Raw genomic sequence first — 21,655 nt, 5'->3', positions numbered from 1 at the left:
AGGTTCGCTCAGTGATCGAGTTTCAAAACGTCCACAAGACCTACCGTGTCGACGGTAGGGATATCCCGGCCCTGAACCCGACCAGCCTGACCATCGAAGATGGCCAGGTGTTCGGCCTGATTGGCCACTCCGGTGCCGGCAAGAGCACCATGCTGCGCCTGATCAACCGCCTCGAAGCCCCGAGCGGTGGCAAGATCATCGTCGATGGCGAAGACGTCACCGCCTTCGATGCGAACCAGCTGCGCCGCTTCCGCCAGCAGGTCGGGATGATCTTCCAGCACTTCAACCTGCTGGCCTCGAAGACCGTCGCCGACAACGTCGCCCTGCCGCTGGTGCTGGCCGGCGAGCTGTCCCGTGGCGAAATCGACAAGCGCGTCACCCAACTGCTGGCCCGCGTCGGCCTGCAGGACCACGCCAGGAAGTACCCGGCACAGCTGTCGGGCGGGCAGAAGCAGCGGGTCGGCATTGCCCGCGCGCTGTCCACCAACCCCAAGATCCTGCTGTGCGACGAAGCCACCAGCGCCCTCGACCCGCAGACTACCGCCTCGGTGCTGCAACTGCTGGCCGAGATCAACCGCGAGCTGAAGCTGACCATCGTGCTGATCACCCATGAGATGGACGTGATCCGCCGGGTCTGTGACCGCGTGGCGGTAATGGACGCCGGGCATATCGTCGAACAGGGGCCGGTCGCCGAGGTGTTCCTGCACCCTGAGCACCCGACCACCAAACGCTTCGTCCAGGAAGACGAGCAGGTCGACGAAGGCGAGCAACGTGACGACTTCGCCCACGTACCGGGCCGCATCGTGCGCCTGACCTTCCAAGGCGACGCCACCTACGCGCCGCTGCTGGGCACCGTGGCCCGCGAGACCGGTGTGGACTACAGCATCCTCGCCGGGCGCATCGACCGCATCAAGGATGTCCCCTATGGCCAGCTCACCCTCGCCCTGATCGGCGGAGACATGGAAGCGGCGTTCGCCCGCTTCAAGGCAGCTGACGTACATATGGAGGTACTGCGTTGATGGACGCCCTGAATTTCTTCGCCAACGTCGACTGGGCCGAAATCTGGCTGGCCACCGTCGACACCATGATCATGCTGTTCGGCTCGCTGTTCTTCACCGTGCTGCTGGGCCTGCCGCTGGGCGTGCTGCTGTTCCTCTGCGGACCGCGGCAGATGTTCGAGCAAAAGGGCGTGTACGCGCTGCTTTCGCTGGTGGTGAACATCCTGCGCTCGCTGCCGTTCATCATCCTGCTGATCGTGATGATCCCGATCACCGTGCTGATCACCGGCACCTCGCTGGGCGTCGCTGGCGCCATCCCGCCGCTGGTGGTGGGTGCCACACCGTTCTTCGCCCGCCTGGTGGAGACCGCCCTGCGTGAAGTGGACCGCGGCATCATCGAAGCCACCCAGTCGATGGGCGCCACCACCCGCCAGATCATCACCAACGCCTTGCTGCCGGAGGCCCGGCCGGGCATCTTTGCAGCGATCACCGTCACCGCCATCACCTTGGTTTCCTACACCGCCATGGCCGGCGTGGTGGGCGCGGGCGGCCTCGGCGACCTGGCCATCCGCTTCGGTTACCAGCGTTTCCAGACCGACGTGATGGTGGTCACCGTGGTATTGCTGCTGGTGCTGGTGCAGGTGCTGCAGAGCGTCGGCGACAAGCTGGTCGTGCACTTTTCCCGTAAGTAACCCCAATGGGGTCGGCCTGGCCGACCCGTTCGGGGGCCGTCGCGGCCCTCACAAGGAGTGATCAATGAAGAAGCTGCTTGCTGTTGTCGCCGCTGTCGCGGCCTTCTCGGCCCACGCCGAGACCCTGACCGTCGCCGCCACCCCGGTGCCGCACGCCGAGATCCTCAAGTTCGTCCAGCCACAGCTGGCCAAAGAGGGCGTGGAGCTGAAGGTCAAGGAGTTCACCGACTACATCCAGCCGAACGTGCAGGTCGCGGAAAAGCGCCTGGACGCCAACTTCTTCCAGCACCAGCCGTACCTGGATGAGTTCAACAAGGCCAAGGGCACCCAGCTGGTCAGCGTCACCGGCGTGCACCTGGAGCCCCTGGGCGCCTACTCCACCAAGCTCAAGAAACTCGACGAGCTGCCTTCCGGCGCCACCGTGGTCATCCCCAACGACGCCACCAACGGCGGCCGCGCCCTGCTGCTGCTGGACAAGGCCGGGGTGATCAAGCTCAAGGACAACAAGAACATCCTGTCGACCGTGAAAGACATCACCGGCAACGACAAGAAGCTGAAGTTCCGCGAGCTGGAAGCGGCGACCATTCCGCGTGTGCTGACTCAAGTGGACTTGGCGCTGATCAACACCAACTATGCGCTTGAGGCCAAGCTGAACCCGGAGAAGGATGCGCTGGTCATCGAAGGCAGCGACTCGCCTTACGTGAACATCCTGGTGGCCCGTCCGGACAACAAGGACGCGGATGCCATGAAGAAGCTGGCCGCGGCCCTGCACTCGCCTGAGGTGAAGCAGTTCATCACCGAGAAGTACAAAGGCGCGGTGATTCCGGCGTTCTAAGCCAACAGGCAGATAACGTTACACGCTTCGCGGATAAACCCGCCCCTACAGGGCCAGCGCTGAACCTGTAGGGGCGGGTTTATCCGCGATGCTTTCAGTGCCGGCTCAATCGCGCTTGACCAGCCCCGGCAACTGCGCCACCAGCTTCTGGTTATTGAACGGCGCGCGAATGAACCCGCGCTGGCGCCCATCCGGCCCGACCACCGCCAGGTTGCCGCTGTGGTCCACGGTGTAGCCCGGCTTGCTGGTATCGGCCGGAATGAACGGGATGCTCAAGGCATTGGCCAGTTTCTGGGTATCCTCGATCGACCCCGCCACCCCGACGAAATCCTTGTCGAAATAGCCCAGGTACTGCTTGAGCTGGTTCGGCGTGTCACGGTTAGGGTCCACGCTGACCAACACAACCTGCAGGCGCTCGACGGCCTCCTTGGGCAGCTCGCTCTTCACCTGGCGCAGCTGGGCGAGGGTGGTCGGACAAATGTCCGGGCAGTAGGTGTAACCAAAGAACAACAGCGACCATTTGCCCTTGAGCTGGTCCAGCGCGATGGGCTGACCGTTCTGGTCGGTCATCTTCACGTCCGGCACCGTGCGGCTCTGGGGCAGCAGGATGATGCCGGCGTCGATCAGTTCGGTAGGGTTCAGCTGACCGCGGTCACTGAGCACCTTGTTGACGGTCAGGCCCATGATCAGCGCGACCACGGCAACGAGGATGAAGACGGTTTTCTGGGTTCGGGTCATAGGTTCAACAGCAGGTAGTGGTCAACGAGCAGCGCGATGAACAGGGCGAACAGGTAGCCGATAGAGTACTTGAACGTCTTGATCGCCGCGTGCGGCCGGGTGCCACGGTACAACACCCAGGCCCAGTGCAGGAAGCGCAGGCCCAGGGCCAGGGCACAGGCCAGGTAGAGCGGGCCGCTCATGTGGATGGCATAGGGCAACAGGCTGACAGCCAGCAGAATCAGGGTATAGAGCAGGATATGCAGCGCAGTGTAGCGCTCGCCATGGGTCACCGGCAGCATGGGAATATCGGCTTTTTCGTACTCGGCCTTGCGGTGGATGGCCAAGGCCCAGAAGTGCGGTGGGGTCCAGGCGAAGATGATCAGCACCAGCAACAGCGGCTCGGCGCCCACATGCCCGCTCACCGCCACCCAGCCCAGCAACGGCGGGGCCGCACCGGCCAGGCCGCCGATCACGATGTTCTGCGGCGTCGCGCGCTTGAGAAAGCCGGTGTAGAGCACCGCATAACCCAACAGCGACGCCAGGGTCAGCCAGGCGGTCAGGGTATTGGTGAATGCCAGCAGCAAAACCAAGCCCATCACCGCCAACAGCAAGGCGAAGGCCAGGGCCGGCAGCGGCGCGACCCGGCCCTGGGCCAACGGGCGTTTGTGGGTGCGGGCCATCAGCGCGTCGATGCGCCGGTCCACCACGTGGTTGACCACCGCCGCGCCCCCCGCGCACAGGCCGATCCCCAGATTGCCGAACAGCAGCACGTTCCAGGCGACGCCAGCGCGAGTGGCGAGAAACATGCCCACCAGCGAGGTGATCAGCATCAGCACCACCACCTTGGGCTTGGTCAACTCCATGTAGTCGCGCCAGCCAGCGCGTTGGCGTTCCGTGCTCAGAAGCGTCGCCACGAATCATTCCTCATGTGATGGGGGAGCCCGACGTTGCTCACCGGGGTGAGGCGCCAGCCTAGGCCGACACGTACCTTGTCGGCCACGCGGATGCGGTAGTTCACCAACACCATGCTCAGCAGCAGCAGGATACCGCCAGCGTTGTGGGCCACAGCCACGGCCAGCGGCAGGTGTAGCAGCACGTTGCTCACGCCCAGCCCGACTTGCAGCGCCAGCGCCAGCAGTACCAGGCACGCCAGGCCGGCCAGGCCGTTGCGATGCAGCTTCCAGCTGAGCATCAGCAGCACCAGCGACACCAGCAAGGCACCGAGGCGATGGCTGATATGGATCGCCGTACGCGCATCGCTGTCCAGTTGCCCGCCCAGGTAGTTGGGGCCAACGTGCTGGGTGAGGTGGAAACCGTTGCTGAAGTCCGCCGCCGGCCACCATTGGCCATGGCAGGTGGGCAGGTCGATGCAGGCCACCGCCGCATAGTTGGAACTGACCCAGCCGCCCAGGGCGATCTGGCCGATCACCACCAGCAGTGCCAACGCGGCGATACGGCGCAGGCTCAGGGGCAGTTTCGGCAGTGGCGCAAAGGCCCGGGATAGACGCAGGGATAGCAGGAAAAGCAGGCTGACCGTGGTGAAGCCCCCGAGCAAGTGTGCCGTGACCACCTGGGGCCAGAGCTTCAAGGTCACCGTCCACATACCGAACGCCGCCTGGGCCAGCACGACCCCCAGCAACAGCAGCGGCAAACGATAGGGTTGGCCATCGCGGGCATGCCGACGCACGGCCTGGAAGGCGAGCAGGGCGATCACCAGCGCCAGTGTACCGGCGAAATAGCGATGGACCATCTCCGCCCAGCCCTTGGCTTCCTCGACCGGGTGCTCGGGGAAATGCAGCTCGGCATGGGCCAGCTGCGCATCGGTCTTGGGCACGCTGATGAAGCCGTAGCAACCCGGCCAGTCCGGGCAGCCGAGGCCGGCGTGGGTCAGCCGGGTGTAGGCCCCTAGCAGCACGACCAGCAGCGCCAGCAGGGTGGCGAACACAGCGAGGCGGAATCCGGGTCTGGCCATGGCGGCCTCCTAGCCGATGTTAGACAGCTTGAGCAGGTGGCGCAGGTCGTCCAGCACCCGCTTGCCGTTGACCTTGGCGTCATAGCGCAGCACCAGGTTGCCGTGGGGGTCGACGATCCACAGCTGCGGGCCAGGCTCACTGACTTTTTGCCGGTAGCGCGCGGTATCCAGCGGATAGCGCTGCAACTGCGGGTACTCACGCTCGAGCACGCCCTGGTAATCGCCATCCAACGCCTGGGCCGAGGCCAGGGCATGGCTGGCGCGGCTAGCGTCGCGGCCCAACCCGATCTGGATCTGCCGGGCCAGGTACACCAACTGCCGACAGTCTTCGGCGCAGGCCTCGGGGGCGCTGACCAGCAGTTGCCACCGTTCATCCTGGGCATCGATGCCAATGTCGGCCCGACCCAGGCCGTTGCCGATCATCACACCGTGATAGCTGCGCCCATCCGGCACCCAGAACTGCAACTTGTACATGCTGGTGGCAAGGATCATCGGCCCGAGCACGACGAACAGGATCAGCAGCAACTGCAAGCGCCCGCGGGCCTTGCGGCCCTCAGGTGCGTGCAATGGACGGGTGGCGGCGGCCATGGCGGTTCTCCTTGTCGTTGTGATGCCAGCCGAAATAGAGGTAGAGCAGCAGCAATGCCGCAGCCAGGGCGAACCACTGCACGGCATAGCCCAGGTGCTTTTCAGGCCCCATGGCGACTACCGGCCAGTCCAGCCGGTAGCTGGCGGGGCCCGGTTGCAGTCGCAGTTCGTGGGAAAATCCTTCACGGCCCAATTGTTGCCAGAGCGCAGCCGGGTCGATGGCGGTGAGCAGATGCGGCCACCGGCCCTCGGTCGAATCGGGGTGGAGCTGGAACGTCTTGCCGGGCGCGACATACACCGAGGCCTCCAGCGCCAGCGGCTGGTCAGGGGTGTCGAAACGCACCGGCACGCGACGATCCGGCCAGGCCAGCCAGCCACGATTGACCAGCAGCCACTGCCCGCTGGCCTGGTCGTGGAAGGGCTGCAGCAGCTCGACGCCAGGTTTGCCATCGCGCAGCTGGTTATCCAGCAGCAGGCTGTGCGCGGCGTCGAAACGGCCGTAGAGGTGCACGGGGTAGAAGGCTGGGTCCGGCAACTGGCGCAACTGCGCGGCGGCCACCGGCGCCTCGATCTGGCGTTCAGTGTAGGTATCGAGCAGGGCGCGCTTTTCGTCGGCGCGGCGTAGCTGCCAGCAGCCGAGCGCGATCAGCCCCGGCAGCAGCGCGAGCACCACCAAGGTCGGGACCCAGCCCGGACGAAACGGCCTCATCGGGGCCTCGTCTGGGCAACCGCTATACTTGTCCTCATCACCGCATCCCCCCGGAGTAGCGCCATGCTCAAGGCCGCGATTGTCCTGATGCTGCTGGCCACGGTCGCCAGCCTGTTCAGTGGCCTGGTATTCCTGGTCAAGGACGATGACCACTCGACCCGCCTGCTCAAGGCCCTGACCGTGCGTGTCACCCTGGCGGCCCTGACCATCGGGCTGGTGGCCTGGGGCTTCATCAGCGGCCAGCTGGTATCGCACGCCCCCTTCTGAAATCACCTCCACCCCCTGTAGGAGCGGCGTCAGCCGCGATCACCCACAAAGCGGGTGCCTGCGTCGCGGCTGACGCTGCCCCTACAGCACATACACAAAGATGAACAACCCCACCCACACCACATCGACGAAGTGCCAGTACCAGCTCGCCGCCTCGAAGCCGAAGTGCTTCTCCGGGTTGAAATGCCCCCGCAACACCCGGCAGAACATCACGAACAGGATCACCGTCCCCAACGTCACATGCGCACCGTGAAAGCCCGTGAGCATGAAGAACGTCGCGCCATAGATCCCAGACCCCAGCGTCAACCCCAGCTTGGTGTAGGCCTCGTGGTACTCGTAGGCCTGCAACGCCAGGAATGACAGCCCTAGCAGGATCGTCAGCCCCAGCCAGAGTTTCAGCGGGCCGCGATGCCCCTTGCGCAAGGCATGGTGGGCGATGGTCACGGTCACGCTGGAGCTCACCAGCAGGATGGTGTTGATCAACGGCAGGTGCCACGGGTCGATGACTTCCTTCGGTGGCGGGAACAGTTTCGGATCGGGCGTGTGCAGCAGTGGCCAGACAAACTCGAAGTTGGGCCAGAGCATGTGCGCCACGCCCTTGTGCCCCTCGCCCCCCAGCCAGGGCCCTGCCAGCACCCGCACATAGAACAGCGCCCCGAAGAACGCCAGGAAGAACATCACCTCCGAGAAGATGAACCAGCTCATGCCCCAGCGGAACGAGCGGTCCATCTGCGCGCTGTAAAGCCCCGCATGGCTCTCCTTGACCACCGCGCCGAACCAGCCGAACAACATGTACGCCAGGAACAACCCGCCGACGAAGAAGATCAGCGGCCCGTGGGATTCCGGGTGGCCGGCCTTGAGGTCGTTGAACCAGGTGCCCAGGCCGAACACGGTGATGAACATGCCGATCGTGGCGATGATCGGCCACTTGCTCTGCGCCGGGACGTAGTAATGCTCGTGGCTTGCCATGGTTGATCTCCTTCCCTCAACGGGCGGCCTCGGTCGCGACATGGGCGACCGGAGGGTGGCGAGCGGTGATGTCGAACAGGGTGTAGGCCAGGGTCAGGTGTTTCACCGACTCCGGCAGGTCGCGGTCGACGATGAAACGCACCGGCATCTCGATGCGCTCCCCCGGCTGCAGCACCTGCTGGGTGAAGCAGAAGCACTCGGTCTTGTGGAAGTACGCCGCGGCCTCGGCCGGGGTGATGCTGGGGATGGCCTGGGCGCTCATGGGCTTGTCGGTGGGGTTGCGGGCGATGAAGATCATCTGGTTCACCGCTCCCGGGTTGACCTCGAGCTGGTCGGCGGTGGAGTGGAACTCCCAGCTCATGTCGCCGGCATTGGTCGACATGAACTGCACCCGTACCGAACGCGACGGGTCGCTGACCTGGCTGCCCTCGTACTGCCCGCCAGTCTTGCCATTGATGCCGAAGGCCTTGCACATCACGTCATAGATCGGCACCAGGGCGAAGCCGAAGGCGAACATCACCACCGTCAGCATCAGCAGGCGGGTGACCAGGCGTTTGAGCGACAGGCCGTCCATCGCAGGGCTCCTACTTCACGTCCGGCGGGGTCTGGAAAGTGTGGTAGGGCGCCGGCGACGGCACCGTCCACTCCAAACCATCGGCGCCATCCCAGGGCTTGGCCGGGGCCGGCGTACCCCCGCGGATGCACTTGATGACGATGAACAGGAAGAACACCTGGGTGGCACCAAAGATGAACGCACCGATCGACGACACCATGTTGAAGTCGGCGAACTGCAGGTTGTAGTCGGGGATCCGCCGCGGCATGCCGGCCAGCCCGACGAAGTGCATGGGGAAGAAGGCCATGTTCATGCCCACGAACGATAGCCAGAAATGCAGCTTGGCCAGGGTTTCGTCGTACATGTGGCCGGTCCACTTCGGCAGCCAGTAGTACGCCGAGGCGAAGATGCCGAAGATCGCCCCGGGCACCAGCACGTAGTGGAAGTGCGCCACGACGAAGTAGGTGTCGTGGTACTGGAAGTCCGCCGGGGCGATGGCCAGCATCAGCCCGGAGAACCCGCCGATGGTGAACAGGATGACGAAGGCGATGGCGAACAGCATCGGCGCCTCGAAGGTCAGCGAGCCCTCCCACATGGTGCTGACCCAGTTGAACACCTTCACCCCGGTGGGCACGGCGATCAGCATGGTGGCGTACATGAAGAACAGCTCGCCGACCACCGGTATGCCCACCACGAACATGTGGTGTGCCCAGACGATGAACGACAGGAAGGCGATCGCCCCGGTGGCGTAGACCATCGAGGTGTAGCCGAACAGCGGCTTGCGCGAGAATGCCGGGATGATCGAACTGACCGCGCCGAAGGCGGGCAGGATCATGATGTACACCTCGGGGTGGCCGAAGAACCAGAACACGTGCTGGAACAGCACCGGGTCACCGCCGCCGGCGGCACTGAAGAAGCTGGTGCCGAAGTGGATGTCCATCAGCATCATGGTCACCACGCCGGCCAGCACCGGCATCACCGCGATCAGCAGGAACGCAGTGATCAGCCAGGTCCAGACGAACAGCGGCATCTTCATCAGGGTCATGCCTGGGGCGCGCAGGTTGAGGATGGTGGCGATCACGTTGATCGCGCCCATGATCGAGCTGATGCCCATCAAGTGGATGGCGAAGATGAAGAACGTTACGCTGGCCGGGGCGTAGGTGGTCGACAGCGGGGCGTAGAAGGTCCAACCAAAGTTGGGCCCGCCGCCAGGGCTGAACAGGGTCGAGACCAGCAGCAGGAACGCCGCCGGCAGCAGCCAGAAACTGAAGTTGTTCATGCGCGGCAGGGCCATGTCCGGGGCACCAATCATCAGCGGGATCATCCAGTTGGCCAGCCCGACGAAGGCCGGCATCACCGCGCCGAACACCATGATCAGCCCGTGCATGGTGGTCATCTGGTTGAAGAACGCCGGCTCGACAATCTGCAGCCCGGGCTGGAACAGCTCGGCGCGGATCACCATGGCGAACGAACCGCCGAGCAGGAACATGGTGAAGGCGAACCACAGGTACATCGTGCCGATGTCCTTGTGGTTGGTGGTCAGCACCCAGCGCATCAGGCCCTTGGCCGGGCCGTGGGCGTGTTCATGACCGTGGGCGTGGTCGTCGATCACTGCACTCATGTCCTGTCTCCTGCAACCCTAGGGCACCGGTTCATTTGCTTTCTGCCTGCTTGAGCGCCAGCACGTCCTTCGGCGTGACCATGTCGCCCTTGTTGTTGCCCCAGGCGTTGCGCTCGTAGGTGACCACGGCGGCGATGTCGACTTCCGACAGCTGCTTGCCGAACGCGGCCATGGCAGTGCCGGGTTTGCCGTGGAAGACGATGCTCAGGTGGCCTTCCTTCGGCCCGGTGGCGATCTTCGAGCCCTTGAGTGCCGGGAACATCGGCGGCAGGCCCTGGCCCTCGGCCTGGTGGCAGGCCACGCAGGTGGTGTGGTAGACCTTGTCGCCGCGTTCGACCAGCTCCTGCAGGGTCCAGTCCTTGCTGGTCAGCTCCTTGAGCTTGGCCGCCTCGGCCTTGCGCTCGCCCAGCCAGGTCTCGTAGTCGGCCTTGGACTTCACCTCCACCACCACCGGCATGAAGCCATGGTCCTTGCCACACAGTTCGGTGCACTGGCCACGGTAGATGCCGGGCTTCTCGATGCGGGTCCAGGCCTCGTTGACGAAGCCGGGAATGGCGTCGCGCTTGACCGCGAAGGCGGGCACCCACCACGAATGGATGACATCGGCGGCAGTGACCAGAAAGCGCACCTTGGCCCCTACCGGCAGCACTAGCGGCTGGTCGACTTCAAGCAGGTAGTGCTCGTCCTTGGGCGCCTTGTTGTGGATCTGGTCGGCGGGGGTGGCCAGGTTACTGAAGAACTCCACGTCCTGGCCCAGGTACTTGTAGTGCCACTTCCACTGGTAGCCAGTGACCTGGATGTCGATGTCCGACTCACTGGCGTCGTAGATGTCGATCAGGGTCTTGGTGGCCGGGATGGCCATGGCCACGAGGATAAGGAAGGGGACGACGGTCCAGAGGATTTCCACCCAGGTGTGCTCATGGAAATGCGCGGGCTGCTGGCCGGTGGAGCGGCGGTGGATGACCATCGACCAGAACATCGCGCCGAACACCACGATGCCAATGATCACGCAGATCCAGAAGATGGTCATGTGCAGGTCGAACACGGCGTTGGAGACGTCCGTCGCCCCGGGAGCCATGTTCACGGTCCATGCCGCCTGTGCCTGACCAAACACCGACCACAGCAACAGGCCCATCCAGACATGTGGATGTCGCATCATTGCGGGTTCCCCTTATCGTTCTTGTAGTCCCGGAGGCGCGGACGACCTTACGACATAGGGGGGAACGGTGGCCAAGACTGCCTGGCTTCGACGACCGAGCCCCCTGCAAACGGCAGTCGGGCCTCATCAACGAATCACGTTTCAAGCGGAGTATAGACACCGACCAATGGTGCGCAATGAAGGGTTTTAAATGATCTTCACCCATCCAAACGTTTGCGCTGAAAGCCGCATGAATACTGGGGCGGGACACAATGATGGCACATTGATATAGCCAATTTCCTACACGTGTCTCAGAGATATAACAAATGCGTCTTAGGCATTCTCGTAAGCAAGCTAACTTAGTGTCTTCCGTTTGTAACGCCTTGTCCCTGGAGTTGTCATGAACATCGCTGCTGTACGCGAGCAGATCGAAACCGCCCATCAACATGAGAGCCGCACAGGCCAACTGAAAGCCCGCCTCGAACTGCAACTGCCACACCTGCATCCCTCGATCCAATTACCCCAGCAGGATGCCCAGGGTACGCTGGCACGTTTCGTCAGCGCCTACATCAACGAGGTTCCGGAACTGCTCGAGGCCGCGCATAACGTGGCGCTTGAGGCCGGCATCGAGTCGCAGATCAAACCGGTGCTGAAAATCGCCGAAGCCTACTTCCTGCAGCCGCCCAGCGTGATGGCCGGCCATGTCGGTCTCGACTGCCTGCTGGACGAGGCCTACCTGGCGCACCGCCTGGTCGAGGAGGTCAACGACCTGTACATCCGCCACTTCCAGCAGCCGCTGATTCCGGTGGACACCACGGTGGCCAACCTGATCGCCCACCAGTTGATTGGCGAGACCTTCGCCAACCAGCTGGACGAGGTGGTGCACCATTCGGTGGATGAAATGCTCGATGACGAGAGTTTTGCCGCCGAATCGGTGGAAACCTACCGCGACAGGCTGTCGAGCCCGGAAACCGGCGCAGCCTGGAAACGCTGGCCGTGCCTGTCGCGCCAGCTCGGGGTCGAACTGGGGCAGTCGGCTTGAGCTGACTGTTTGCAGCCATTCACCGGCAAGCCGGCTCCAGGTAGGAGCCGGCTTGCCGGTGAACTGTCTCACTCACGCCTCAACGCCTGCCGTAGTCCGTAACCTACCCTCGACCCGTCGCTTCAGCCGCCGCTCCTCCAGCACCAACCGCGCCCCCTTGGCCGCGCCACTGCGCCCCCAGTCCTCCAGCAGTTCCAGGCAGGAGTGGTCGATATAACTCAGGTTGCCCAACGGCACATGCAGCGTCGTCCCTTCCGGCACGGTCTCCAGCACCTGGGTCAGCGCCGGCACCTTGAGGAAGGTCGCCGCCCCACTCATGCGCAGCTCCATATGCCCCGGCGCTTCCAGCGCCACCAGGTTGATCTTCAACCGCGCCGCCTTGAACGCCAGCTTCAGCAAGGTGAGGGCGAATCCCAGCAGCACACCGGTCAACAAGTCAGTGAACACGATCGCCAGTGCCGTGGCGGCATAGGTGAACATCGGCATCCGCCCATAACGGCCCAGGCTACGGAACGCCTTGAAATCCACCAGCTTCACGCCGGTGTACACCAGCACACCCGCCAGGCTCGCTACCGGGATCTGCTGCAGCACGCTGCTCAACGCGACCACGAAGGCCAGCAACCACAGGCCATGCAGAATCGCCGAAGCCCGGGTCTGCGCGCCGGCCTGCACGTTGGCCGAGCTGCGCACGATCACCCCGGTCATCGGCAGCGCGCCGAGCACGCCGCAGAGCATGTTACCGACACCCTGCGCCGACAGTTCACGGTCGAAGTCCGACCGCTGGCCGCTGTGCATGCGATCCACTGCGGCAGCCGACAGCAACGTTTCGGCACTGGCGATGAACGCCAGGGCAAAGGCCGCTACCAACAACGTCGGGTCGGCCAGCTTGAGCAAATCGTCCGGGCGCAGCCAGTCGATGGCTTGGGACAGGTCGGCAGGCACCTGCACACGATTGACCGGCAGTGCCAGCCACAAGCTGACGACAGTCATCGCCGCGACCCCGAGCAGCGCACCGGGGATGAAGCGCAGACGTTGCGGGCGAAAGCGCTCCCAGCCCCACATGATGGCGATGGTGCCCAAGCCCAGTGCGCCGGCCTGCCAGCCATTGCCCGCGCTTTCCAGAGGCAGGGCCGAAGCCAGCGTCGCCGGGAAGCCCAGCAGGTTATCCACACCCGACGGCTGCGGCGCCGTGTCGAACATCACATGCACCTGGGACAGCACGATCAGCACGCCGATACCGGCGAGCATGCCGTACACCACCGCCGGCGCCGTCACCCGGAACCAGCAGCCCAGCCGCAGGCGCCCGGCCAGCAACTGCAGCAACCCCGCCAGCAACAGGATCGGCCCGAGCATGGCCATGCCATGCTGACGCACCAACTCGAATACCAGCACCGCCAGGCCCGCCGCCGGGCCGCTCACCTGCAATGGCGAACCCGCCAGGAAGCCCACCACGACGCCGCCGATGATGCCGGTGATCAGGCCTTTGGCCGGGGGCATACCGGAGGCGATGGCAATGCCCATGCACAATGGCAGGGCCACCAGGAACACCACCACCGAGGCCAGTAACTCACGCGGCAATGCCGCTTTGATCTGTGTCTTGTTCACCATGACGCTCCTTTCTCAAGTTCACGGCCATTCCTCTGGCCGTAGGCACGGGGATCCCTGAATCGCGCGCAGGCGCGGGCCGCCAGCGGTTTTGCCGGCAAGGCGTCCAGGGAAATTCAAGGCAGGCGAAGACCGCGCCGCACCCATCGGGTGCAGCCGGCTATCAAGGTCGTTTCAGCGTGTTCGGGGCGCTTAGTAGCGGCCTCTCGGAGTAGCGGAGGGGATCGGCTGGCCTGCGGTCAGCGGCAGGAAGCGGTCGCTGGCGGCATCGTAGGCTTCGATCTGGCTGGTTTCGATGTCGTAGATCCAGCCATGGATGTGCAACTGGCCGGCCGCCAGGCGCGAGGCGACCGAAGGGTGAGTGCGCAGGTGGTGCAGCTGGGCGATGACGTTCTCTTTGGTCAGCAGCTGCATGCTTTCATGCTCGCTACCGCAGGAGCAGTTGTCCTCGATCACCGTGCGCGCCACTTCGGCATGGCGCAGCCAGGCGGAAACGGTCGGCATCTTGTCCAGCGAGTGCGGGTTGAGCACCGCGCGCATCGCGCCGCAGTCGGAGTGGCCGCAGACGATGATGTGATGCACGCCCAGCGCCAGCACCGCGTATTCGATGGCGCTGGAGACACCACCATTCATCTGGCCATACGGCGGCACGACGTTGCCGACGTTACGGGTGACGAACAGGTCGCCCGGCGAGCTCTGGGTGATCAGCTCGGGGACGATGCGCGAGTCGGCGCAGGTGATGAACATGGCCCGCGGCTTTTGCGCGGTGGCCAGCTTCTTGAACAGCTCCTGCTGCTCGGGGAAGACTTCGGTGTGGAACCGCAGGAAGCCGTCGACGATATGCTTCAGGGCGGCATCGGCGCTTTCGGCGGGTGCGGCCGGGACAACCTTGGATGGGTCCTTGATGGGCATGATTCATCCTCTTGACGGTTTGAAGGTAAGTTCCAGTTTACCGGGGAAAGATTCTGGCTATGCGGGGATTTAGATGACGCGCACAGGCAAATGATCACAGTCGCTGTGGACTGGATTCCTACGCTAGCGGAGAAATCTTAACTGAAACTTAATTCCGGAGGCTCTAGAACGGGCGTTCCAGAACATTTTGGCGGGCTTTCGATAATAGCAAAATTACATCAGGTGCCAAGAGGCATGAGTACAAATAATGGTGTTGATTAGCCGGGTTGAACCTAGCGAGGGCGCTCTCGCTTGACCAGGGCGGTGACCGGAAAATCCGCTTTCAACCGCTCTACCACGAGCTTTCAGACAAACAACATGTCGCTGTTCCGATTTATTTAAAGCACTTTGCCAGTATAGGATGCGCCCCCTTTTACAAATGCCAGACACGGATCGTCATGCCCCGCAGTACCGCCTTTGCCCGCGCCACCCTACTGACCTGCCTGTTCTGCTCCTCTGCACTGCATGCCGACCCCCACCGCGCCGAACTGCTGGATGTCTACCGCCATGCGGTCGAGCAGGACGCCCGCCTGAGCGCCGCCCGCCACGAGTACCAGGCGCTGAGTGAGCGGGTGCCGCAAGCCCGGGCAGGCTTGCTGCCCAGCCTCAATGCCGGGGCCACCTTCGAAAGCACCCGCCTGCAGCGTGACGAGCCCGCCCTGACCCGCACCCGCAGTGGCATGGTCTACCAGGCCAACCTCAACCAGCCCTTGCTGCGCCTGGATCGCTGGTACGCACTCAAGGCCGCCGAGGCCGGCACGGCCCAGGCAGGCCTGGAGCTGGCGTCGAAGGAACAGGCGCTGATCCTGCAAACCGCCGAAGCCTATTTCGACACCCTGCGTGCACTCGACGCGCTGGCCGCCTCGAAGGCCGAGGAGAAAGCGCTCGCACGCCAGCAGGAGCAGGCCCAAGGGCGATTGCACAATGGCGCCTCGAGCATCACCGATGTACTCGATGCGCAGGCCGCCTTCGACAACGCCAGCGCCAACCGCAAGCTGGCGCAACGCAAAGTCGAGGACGCCTTCGAGGCGCTCCAGCGCCTCACGCGCCAGGACTACGCGCAAATCGCCGGCATTGCCCATCAATTACCGGTCCAGCCGCCGATGCCCAACAACGCCAGCACCTGGGTCAACCAGGCGGTGCAAGGCAATCTCGCGTTGCTGGCCAGCGGCCACGCGGTCGATGCCGCCGAACAGGCCAACCGCCAGCGCAAGGCCGGGCACGCCCCGACCCTCGATGCCGTGGCGTCCTACCGCAAGGGCGACAACGATCGCTTCGGCTACAGCAACCCCACCGATTTCGGGCGCAATGGTTACCGCGACGACATCGCCCAAGGCACCCTGGGCCTTGAATTGAACATCCCGCTCTATGCCGGCGGGCTGACCAGCTCGCAGGTCCGCGAAACGCGCGAGCGCCTGGCCCAGAGCGAGGACGAGCGCGAAGACCGCCGCCGCGAAGTGGTACTGCAAACCCGCAACCTGCACCGCGCGGTCAATGCCGACGTGGAGCAGGTGCAGGCACGCCAGCAGAGCATTCGCTCCAGCCAGGCATCGCTCAAGGCCAACCAGGTGGGCCGGGCTATCGGCTCGCGCAACACCGCCGATGTACTCAACGCCGAACGCCAGCTGTACCGGGCCGTACGCGAGTACAACGACGCCCGCTACGACTACATCATCGATTCGCTCAAGCTCAAGCAGGCTGCCGGTAGCCTGGCCCCCCAGGACCTGCTCGACCTCTCCCACTACCTGAGCCGCGACTACGACCCGGACCGCGACTTCCTGCCACCCGAGGCCAGGGCCAGGCAGTCTGCCGCCAGTTAAACAATCGAGTGAAATATCAATCATTCGATAATGGCAAAATGATTACAAATTCTTACCGAGTACGCTAACCTACTGAAATTAGGTAGCTTTACCAGGCCGCCCGGCCTGCATGGACGCGTTATGAGTGAACACCCAACAGACACCCCGGACACCGGGCTGATCTGCCTGCTGATGCTGGCCCGTTTCCACAACGTGGCGGCTTCCGGCGAACAGCTGGCCCACGAATTCACCGATGGCCAGCAAGCCTTCGCCACCCCTCAACTGCTGCTGGCTGCGCGCAAGCTCGGCCTCAAGGCCAAACGCGTCGATACCCACCCGCAGCGCCTGGCGCATACACCATTGCCGGCAATCGCCGCGGACCGAAACGGCGGCTTCTTCATCATCGCCCGCATGGACCAAGGCAAGGTGCTGATCCAGGATCCGCGCGCCGAACGGCCCCAGGTCATCGACCTGGCCGCCCTGGAGCAACGCTGGAACGGCGAGCTGCTGCTGGTTCGCAGCGAAGCGTCGGTAGCCGGCGAAACCTCGCGCTTCGACTTCACCTGGTTCATCCCGGCCATCGTCAAGCACCGCAAGCTGCTCGGCGAGGTGACCCTGGTGTCCTTCGTGCTGCAGATTTTCGCCCTGCTGACACCGCTGTTCTTCCAGGTGGTGATGGACAAGGTCCTGGTGCACCACGGCCTGACCACCCTGGACGTGATCGCCATCGGCCTGCTCGGCATCATGCTGTTCGAAACCGCCCTGAGTGGCCTGCGCAGCTTCGTCTTCGCCCACACCGCCAGCCGCATCGACGTCGAACTGGGCTCACGCCTGTTCCACCACCTGATCCACCTGCCGCTGGCCTACTTCCAGGCGCGCCGAGTCGGTGACTCGGTGGCGCGGGTACGCGAGCTGGAGAACATCCGCAACTTCCTCACCGGCAACGCCATCACCCTGGTGATGGACGTGCTGTTCTCGGTGGTGTTCATCGCCGTGATGTTCTACTACAGCGGCTGGCTGACCTTGGTGGTGGTGGCTTCGCTGCCGCTCTACGCGCTGGTTTCGCTGCTGATCACACCGGTGCTGCGCCAGCGCCTGCAGGACAGCTTCAACCGTGGCGCCGAGAACCAGGCATTCCTGGTCGAGACGGTCAACGGCATCGACACCCTCAAGTCGATGGCCGTCGAGCCGCAGGTCCTGCGGCGCTGGGACAACCAGCTGGCGGCCTATGTCGCCGCGGGCTTCAAGACCCAGACCCTGTCGACCCTGGCCAACGAAAGCGTCGGTCTGATCGGCAAGCTGGTGACCGTCGCCACCCTGTGGCTCGGCGCGCGCCTGGTGATCGACGGCCAGCTCACGGTGGGCGAACTGATTGCCTTCAACATGCTGGCCGGGCGCGTGGCCCAGCCGATCATGCGCCTGGCCCAGCTGTGGACCAGTTTCCAGCAGACCGGCGTGTCGGTGCAGCGCCTGGGCGACATCCTCAACACCCGCACGGAACTGTCGTCCTCGGCCCGCAGCGCACTGCCGCCATTGCAAGGTGGCATCGAGTTCGACCAGGTGCATTTCCGCTACCGTGCCGACGGCTCGGAGATCCTGCGCGGGGTCAGCCTGCGCATCGAGCCGGGCGAAGTGATCGGCGTGGTCGGCCGCTCCGGCTCCGGCAAGAGCACCCTGACCCGCCTGCTGCAGCGGCTGTATGTGCCCGAACGCGGCCGGGTGCTGGTCGACGGCATGGACCTGGCCCTGGCCGATGCGTCCTCGCTGCGCCGGCAGATCGGCGTGGTGCAGCAGGACAACCTGCTGTTCAACCGCAGCATCCGCGAGAACATCGCCCTCAGTGACCCCGGCACCCCGCTGGAAACCGTCATGCAGGCCGCGCGCCTGGCCGGTGCCCACGACTTCATCCTCGAACTCGCCGAAGGCTACGACACGATGGTGGGCGAGCACGGCGCTTCGCTCTCGGGCGGGCAACGCCAACGCATCGCCATTGCCCGGGCGCTGATCGGCGACCCGCGCATCCTGATCTTCGACGAAGCCACCAGCGCGCTGGACTACGAGTCCGAACGCATCATCCAGCAGAACATGCGGTCGATCTGCCAGGGGCGCACGGTGATCATCATCGCCCACCGCCTGTCCGCCGTGCGCGATGCCAACCGCATCGTCGTGGTCGACCGCGGCCAGATCGTCGAACAAGGCAGCCACGCCGAACTGCTCGCGCACCAGGCCGGGCACTACGCCAGGCTGCACCGCCTGCAACAGGGCTGATCCTCTCACCACCTCATACCAAGGAGAGGCCATGTCCGCCTATTCCAGCCTCTGGCAGCGCTACCGCGAGGCCTGGCAGCACGCCTGGCGCCAGCGCAAGGCGCTCGATGCGCCCCAGCGCGCCGCCCACGAAATCGAGTTCCTGCCCGCCGCCCTGGCCTTGCAGGAACGTCCACCGCATCCGGCGCCGCGGGTGTTCGTCTGGAGCATCATGGGCTTTGCCGCCCTGGCCCTGCTGTGGGCCTGCCTGGGGCATGTCGACGTGGTCGCGGTGGCCTCGGGCAAAGTGGTGCCGAGCGGGCGCACCAAGCTGGTCCAGCCCAGCGAGACCGCGGTGGTCAAGGCCATCCACGTCAGCGATGGCCAGCGCGTGAAGGCTGGCGAGTTGCTGCTTGAGCTCGACCCGACCACCGCAGACGCCGATGTGCGTCGCAGCGAAAGCGAACTGCTGGCCGCGCACATCGACGTGGCGCGCAGCAGCGCGATGCTCCAGGCCATCGCCAGCGGCCAGCCACCGCTGGGGCTGCAAGGCGACATCGAGCATGCCGACGCGCTGCAGGTGCAGGATGCCGAACGCTGGCTCCAGGGGCAGTACCAGGAATATCGCAACAACCTCGACCAGGTCGATGCCGAGATCCAGCAGCGCGGCGCCGAAATCCAGGCCGCCCAGGTGCAGGTGGCGAGCCTGCGCAAGACCCTGCCGATCGCCACGCAACTGGCCCGGGACTACCAGAACCTGCTGGAGCAGCAGTACGTGGCGCGCCACGAATACCTCGACAAGGAGCAGGCCCGCCTCGACCTGGAGCGCCAGCTGCAGGTGCAGCAAGCCAGCGTGCTGCAGTCGACCGCCGCGCAGTCAGAGGCCCGCCGCCGCCGCGAGGGCGTGGTGGCCCAGGCCCGGCGCAGCCTGCTCGACCTGCAGCAGACCGCCGGGCAGAAGGTCGCCAGCCTGCGCCAGGAGCTGGCCAAGGCGCGCTACCAGGAAGCCCGCACCCAGCTGCTGGCCCCGGTGGACGGCAGCGTGCAGCAGCTGGCGGTGCACACGGTTGGTGGCGTGGTCACCCCCGCCCAGGCACTGATGGTCATCGTGCCCGGTGATCAGCCGGTGGAGGTCGAGGCACTGCTGGAGAACAAGGACGTCGGCTTCGTCCAGGTCGGCCAGGCCGTGACGGTCAAGGTCGAGACCTTCACCTACACCCGCTACGGCACGGTGCAGGGCGAAGTGCTGAGCGTGTCGCGCGACGCCATCGAGGACGAACGCCGCGGGCTGGTGTACAGCAGCCGCATCCGCCTGGCCAGCGATCACCTGCAGGTCAACGGCCAGGCCGTGGCGCTGACGCCGGGCATGGCGGTGAGCGCCGAGATCAAGACCGATCAGCGGACGGTGATCGATTACTTCCTGAGCCCGTTGCAACAGCATGCGCAAGAGAGTTTGCGGGAGCGGTGATGGTCGAGCGCGAGAGATAAAGTGGGTGAAGCCTGTATCAACCACGCTGTCGAATTTCTTGTTTCGACATGTTGGCTGTACTTGCGCACTGGAAAACGAACACCGCGTTTCACACAAAATCACCAGCTTAGAACTTGGCAACCCGCCACCCAACCAGGCCAATGCCATTTTGAATAGCACGCTTTATAAAGAGGGCGCGACATGAGGCTTTTTCATAGGTTGATACCCGCCTTAGCCATAGCGTGGGTGAATAGCTGTCTTTCTTGCGCACTGCACGACTCCAGAAGCGATTTTACCTACCACCTCAACTTGCCAGATGACCAATGCCGCACGATCTCGTATATCAGCGGGCTGATAATTCCTATCCAGCTGAGCTATCCACAGGGGCAGGCGGTGGGTTCTGGATGGAAAGGGGAAATTATTGATGTGCGGCTCTACTACGTGACCGAGCGGTACGATTTCAATGCACTGATTGACAGTACTCGTTATCACAGAAGCGATAGGGATTACGATGTATACAACATCGCCAACGAAGATAACTACATTTTCAACGGCAGTGACCAGTCAAGGGTAATTGTTCGAAAGCGGGGCTATACATGGCTAGCGCATCGAATGCAGAACGGCGTATTGATCATGTATCAGTACGATGAAAGATTTTCCAACTTCAAGGAAATCGATGAGTTCGTCCGAGTTTTCGTAGAACGCATCCTCATACATAAGGACTGAGCATGAGCACAATAAATCTTTCCGAGAGCCAGTTGGCTGAAGTACAACGCCTAAGAGATACTGGCAAGTTTCCCGCCATGTACCTCTACCTGAAGTCAATTGTCGATCAGGAGAAGGAAGCCACGAGTGACCTGCAACTTAAGCAGGACTTTACAATCGCCGCCAACTGGCTGAAAACAGCGAGTCAGATAAATTCCAATGATGGTTCCATGTTCAATGAGATGGTACGTGGTTCCATGGCCTTTGCTGCCGCGACCAACGGCCGGCCACTGACAGATGCCGACTTCCAAAAAGCATCCGATCAATTGGCTATTGATGTAGCCGCACACATTATCAAAGAGCGCGGATTTCCCGAGGTCAATCAGATTATTCAGGCTGACGTCCAATCGGCAGTCCACAGCCTGAAACTCAAGGACTGGAACTGGGCCGGTACCATAGCTGACCTACTCCCCATTAAAGCATTCGGCCTGGGCCGCGATTTCGTGCAAATTCCAGGCGACGGCGCGGAGTATGCGAAAAACATCACCATCGCCGTCATGCAGAATGCCGCAGGGCTCAACCGATATCTGTCCAGCTTCACGGAGTTGGACATACTACCCACCTGGAAGTACGCCAGGGAGCTGGAACGCTACGTCGCCGATAACCGTTATAAAGTCTTCCAATGGTTCGGCGCCGGCGAAGGCACGCCCACCCAACCCGCCACCAACCAGTCGATCCAGATCCAGATCGACGCCTCGCCCAAGCCGCAGCAACAC

Annotated in this window: 21 protein-coding genes; 9 read left to right on the top strand and 12 right to left on the bottom strand. The window is 63.6% G+C overall.

Annotation, left to right across the window (positions count from 1 at the left end; all coding sequences use genetic code 11):
• Nucleotides 1–11: 11 nt before the first annotated feature.
• From IM733_RS19820 to IM733_RS19810, 3 genes are all read left to right on the top strand, one after another.
• On the top strand, nt 12–1,019 hold the full coding sequence (locus tag IM733_RS19820) for a methionine ABC transporter ATP-binding protein (protein WP_248918138.1): 1,008 nt from the start codon (nt 12–14) through the stop codon (nt 1,017–1,019).
• Nucleotides 1,019–1,690, top strand: coding sequence for a methionine ABC transporter permease (locus IM733_RS19815; protein ID WP_011531522.1), 672 nt, complete (start codon nt 1,019–1,021; stop codon nt 1,688–1,690). The genes IM733_RS19820 and IM733_RS19815 overlap by 1 nt, the downstream gene beginning before the upstream one ends.
• 64 nt (nt 1,691–1,754) lie before the next feature.
• Nucleotides 1,755–2,525: a MetQ/NlpA family ABC transporter substrate-binding protein gene (locus tag IM733_RS19810; RefSeq protein ID WP_248918137.1), complete on the top strand. Its 771-nt coding sequence runs from the start codon at nt 1,755–1,757 to the stop codon at nt 2,523–2,525.
• Nucleotides 2,526–2,630: 105 nt separating this feature from the next.
• Here IM733_RS19810 and IM733_RS19805 read toward each other — a convergent pair whose 3' ends face one another.
• The 5 genes from IM733_RS19805 to IM733_RS19785 are packed head-to-tail and all read right to left on the bottom strand — an operon-like array spanning nt 2,631 to nt 6,514.
• Nucleotides 2,631–3,263 carry an SCO family protein gene (locus IM733_RS19805; RefSeq protein WP_248918136.1) on the bottom strand — a complete coding sequence of 211 codons (633 nt, stop codon included), beginning with the start codon at nt 3,261–3,263 and terminating at the stop codon, nt 2,631–2,633.
• Nucleotides 3,260–4,159, bottom strand: a complete 900-nt coding sequence (gene cyoE / locus IM733_RS19800; RefSeq protein WP_248918135.1) for a heme o synthase — start codon at nt 4,157–4,159, stop codon at nt 3,260–3,262. The genes IM733_RS19805 and cyoE overlap by 4 nt, the downstream gene beginning before the upstream one ends.
• The gene (locus IM733_RS19795) at nt 4,144–5,217 is read right to left on the bottom strand and encodes a COX15/CtaA family protein (RefSeq protein WP_248918134.1); all 1,074 of its coding nucleotides are present in this window, start codon (nt 5,215–5,217) and stop codon (nt 4,144–4,146) included. The genes cyoE and IM733_RS19795 overlap by 16 nt, the downstream gene beginning before the upstream one ends.
• Before the next feature lie 9 nt (nt 5,218–5,226).
• Nucleotides 5,227–5,805, bottom strand: coding sequence for a hypothetical protein (locus IM733_RS19790; RefSeq protein WP_248918133.1), 579 nt, complete (start codon nt 5,803–5,805; stop codon nt 5,227–5,229).
• On the bottom strand, nt 5,771–6,514 hold the full coding sequence (locus tag IM733_RS19785; protein ID WP_248918132.1) for an SURF1 family protein: 744 nt from the start codon (nt 6,512–6,514) through the stop codon (nt 5,771–5,773). The genes IM733_RS19790 and IM733_RS19785 overlap by 35 nt, the downstream gene beginning before the upstream one ends.
• 63 nt (nt 6,515–6,577) lie before the next feature.
• On the opposite strand from IM733_RS19785, the gene IM733_RS19780 reads away from it, so the two are divergent.
• Nucleotides 6,578–6,781 (top strand): twin transmembrane helix small protein, encoded by a 204-nt coding sequence (locus IM733_RS19780; RefSeq protein ID WP_011531515.1) that lies wholly within the window; start codon nt 6,578–6,580, stop codon nt 6,779–6,781.
• 81 nt (nt 6,782–6,862) lie between these two features.
• Here the strand turns inward: IM733_RS19780 and IM733_RS19775 are convergent, their stop codons facing one another.
• Genes IM733_RS19775 through coxB form a run of 4 tightly spaced genes read right to left on the bottom strand, consistent with a single transcriptional unit; the run spans nt 6,863 to nt 11,083 of the window.
• Nucleotides 6,863–7,750 (bottom strand): cytochrome c oxidase subunit 3, encoded by an 888-nt coding sequence (locus tag IM733_RS19775; RefSeq protein ID WP_248918131.1) that lies wholly within the window; start codon nt 7,748–7,750, stop codon nt 6,863–6,865.
• Between the two features lie 16 nt (nt 7,751–7,766).
• A complete protein-coding gene (locus tag IM733_RS19770) occupies nt 7,767–8,324 on the bottom strand; it encodes a cytochrome c oxidase assembly protein (RefSeq protein ID WP_248918130.1) in 558 nt (185 codons plus the stop codon).
• Nucleotides 8,325–8,334: 10 nt separating this feature from the next.
• Complete coding sequence (gene ctaD, locus IM733_RS19765) at nt 8,335–9,924, bottom strand: cytochrome c oxidase subunit I (protein ID WP_213659030.1); 1,590 nt, start codon at nt 9,922–9,924, stop codon at nt 8,335–8,337.
• A gap of 31 nt (nt 9,925–9,955) precedes the next feature.
• Nucleotides 9,956–11,083 carry a cytochrome c oxidase subunit II gene (coxB, locus tag IM733_RS19760; protein WP_248918129.1) on the bottom strand — a complete coding sequence of 376 codons (1,128 nt, stop codon included), beginning with the start codon at nt 11,081–11,083 and terminating at the stop codon, nt 9,956–9,958.
• Nucleotides 11,084–11,462: 379 nt separating this feature from the next.
• Here coxB and IM733_RS19755 point away from each other — a divergent pair, with 379 nt between their 5' ends.
• On the top strand, nt 11,463–12,104 hold the full coding sequence (locus IM733_RS19755; protein ID WP_248918128.1) for a hypothetical protein: 642 nt from the start codon (nt 11,463–11,465) through the stop codon (nt 12,102–12,104).
• 72 nt (nt 12,105–12,176) lie between these two features.
• On the opposite strand, the gene IM733_RS19750 is transcribed toward IM733_RS19755, so the two are convergent.
• Nucleotides 12,177–13,712, bottom strand: coding sequence for a SulP family inorganic anion transporter (locus IM733_RS19750; RefSeq protein ID WP_248918127.1), 1,536 nt, complete (start codon nt 13,710–13,712; stop codon nt 12,177–12,179).
• 189 nt (nt 13,713–13,901) lie between these two features.
• Nucleotides 13,902–14,621, bottom strand: coding sequence for a carbonic anhydrase (locus tag IM733_RS19745; protein WP_248918126.1), 720 nt, complete (start codon nt 14,619–14,621; stop codon nt 13,902–13,904).
• Nucleotides 14,622–15,058: 437 nt separating this feature from the next.
• Here IM733_RS19745 and IM733_RS19740 point away from each other — a divergent pair, with 437 nt between their 5' ends.
• The 4 genes from IM733_RS19740 (at nt 15,059) to IM733_RS19725 (ending at nt 20,900) form a co-directional block, all read left to right on the top strand.
• Nucleotides 15,059–16,480 carry a TolC family outer membrane protein gene (locus tag IM733_RS19740; protein ID WP_248918125.1) on the top strand — a complete coding sequence of 474 codons (1,422 nt, stop codon included), beginning with the start codon at nt 15,059–15,061 and terminating at the stop codon, nt 16,478–16,480.
• Between the two features lie 120 nt (nt 16,481–16,600).
• The gene (locus IM733_RS19735) at nt 16,601–18,727 is read left to right on the top strand and encodes a type I secretion system permease/ATPase (RefSeq protein WP_248918124.1); all 2,127 of its coding nucleotides are present in this window, start codon (nt 16,601–16,603) and stop codon (nt 18,725–18,727) included.
• Nucleotides 18,728–18,758: 31 nt separating this feature from the next.
• The gene (locus tag IM733_RS19730; protein ID WP_248918123.1) at nt 18,759–20,174 is read left to right on the top strand and encodes an HlyD family type I secretion periplasmic adaptor subunit; all 1,416 of its coding nucleotides are present in this window, start codon (nt 18,759–18,761) and stop codon (nt 20,172–20,174) included.
• Between the two features lie 201 nt (nt 20,175–20,375).
• Nucleotides 20,376–20,900 (top strand): hypothetical protein, encoded by a 525-nt coding sequence (locus IM733_RS19725; protein ID WP_248918122.1) that lies wholly within the window; start codon nt 20,376–20,378, stop codon nt 20,898–20,900.
• A gap of 95 nt (nt 20,901–20,995) precedes the next feature.
• On the opposite strand, the gene IM733_RS19720 is transcribed toward IM733_RS19725, so the two are convergent.
• Nucleotides 20,996–21,286 carry a hypothetical protein gene (locus IM733_RS19720; protein ID WP_248918121.1) on the bottom strand — a complete coding sequence of 97 codons (291 nt, stop codon included), beginning with the start codon at nt 21,284–21,286 and terminating at the stop codon, nt 20,996–20,998.
• Between the last annotated feature and the right edge of the window lie 369 nt (nt 21,287–21,655).

It is taken from the genome of Pseudomonas entomophila (assembly GCF_023277925.1).
Taxonomy (GTDB): Bacteria; Pseudomonadota; Gammaproteobacteria; order Pseudomonadales; family Pseudomonadaceae; genus Aquipseudomonas; species Aquipseudomonas entomophila_D.
Note: the sequence above shows the minus strand (reverse complement) of the source record. Positions and strands in the feature narration are given on the sequence as shown.

What these genes read in the sequence shown, in the direction of transcription:
- IM733_RS19815 (WP_011531522.1), top strand. Translation starts at nt 1,019, where the DNA reads ATGGACGCCCTGAATTTCTTCGCCAACGTCGACTGGGCCGAAATCTGG.
- IM733_RS19810 (WP_248918137.1), top strand. Translation starts at nt 1,755, where the DNA reads ATGAAGAAGCTGCTTGCTGTTGTCGCCGCTGTCGCGGCCTTCTCGGCC.
- IM733_RS19805 (WP_248918136.1), bottom strand. Translation starts at nt 3,263, where the DNA reads ATGACCCGAACCCAGAAAACCGTCTTCATCCTCGTTGCCGTGGTCGCG.
- IM733_RS19795 (WP_248918134.1), bottom strand. Translation starts at nt 5,217, where the DNA reads ATGGCCAGACCCGGATTCCGCCTCGCTGTGTTCGCCACCCTGCTGGCG.
- IM733_RS19790 (WP_248918133.1), bottom strand. Translation starts at nt 5,805, where the DNA reads ATGGCCGCCGCCACCCGTCCATTGCACGCACCTGAGGGCCGCAAGGCC.
- IM733_RS19785 (WP_248918132.1), bottom strand. Translation starts at nt 6,514, where the DNA reads ATGAGGCCGTTTCGTCCGGGCTGGGTCCCGACCTTGGTGGTGCTCGCG.
- IM733_RS19780 (WP_011531515.1), top strand. Translation starts at nt 6,578, where the DNA reads ATGCTCAAGGCCGCGATTGTCCTGATGCTGCTGGCCACGGTCGCCAGC.
- IM733_RS19775 (WP_248918131.1), bottom strand. Translation starts at nt 7,750, where the DNA reads ATGGCAAGCCACGAGCATTACTACGTCCCGGCGCAGAGCAAGTGGCCG.
- IM733_RS19770 (WP_248918130.1), bottom strand. Translation starts at nt 8,324, where the DNA reads ATGGACGGCCTGTCGCTCAAACGCCTGGTCACCCGCCTGCTGATGCTG.
- ctaD (WP_213659030.1), bottom strand. Translation starts at nt 9,924, where the DNA reads ATGAGTGCAGTGATCGACGACCACGCCCACGGTCATGAACACGCCCAC.
- coxB (WP_248918129.1), bottom strand. Translation starts at nt 11,083, where the DNA reads ATGATGCGACATCCACATGTCTGGATGGGCCTGTTGCTGTGGTCGGTG.
- IM733_RS19755 (WP_248918128.1), top strand. Translation starts at nt 11,463, where the DNA reads ATGAACATCGCTGCTGTACGCGAGCAGATCGAAACCGCCCATCAACAT.
- IM733_RS19750 (WP_248918127.1), bottom strand. Translation starts at nt 13,712, where the DNA reads ATGGTGAACAAGACACAGATCAAAGCGGCATTGCCGCGTGAGTTACTG.
- IM733_RS19745 (WP_248918126.1), bottom strand. Translation starts at nt 14,621, where the DNA reads ATGCCCATCAAGGACCCATCCAAGGTTGTCCCGGCCGCACCCGCCGAA.
- IM733_RS19740 (WP_248918125.1), top strand. Translation starts at nt 15,059, where the DNA reads ATGCCCCGCAGTACCGCCTTTGCCCGCGCCACCCTACTGACCTGCCTG.
- IM733_RS19735 (WP_248918124.1), top strand. Translation starts at nt 16,601, where the DNA reads ATGAGTGAACACCCAACAGACACCCCGGACACCGGGCTGATCTGCCTG.
- IM733_RS19730 (WP_248918123.1), top strand. Translation starts at nt 18,759, where the DNA reads ATGTCCGCCTATTCCAGCCTCTGGCAGCGCTACCGCGAGGCCTGGCAG.
- IM733_RS19725 (WP_248918122.1), top strand. Translation starts at nt 20,376, where the DNA reads ATGAGGCTTTTTCATAGGTTGATACCCGCCTTAGCCATAGCGTGGGTG.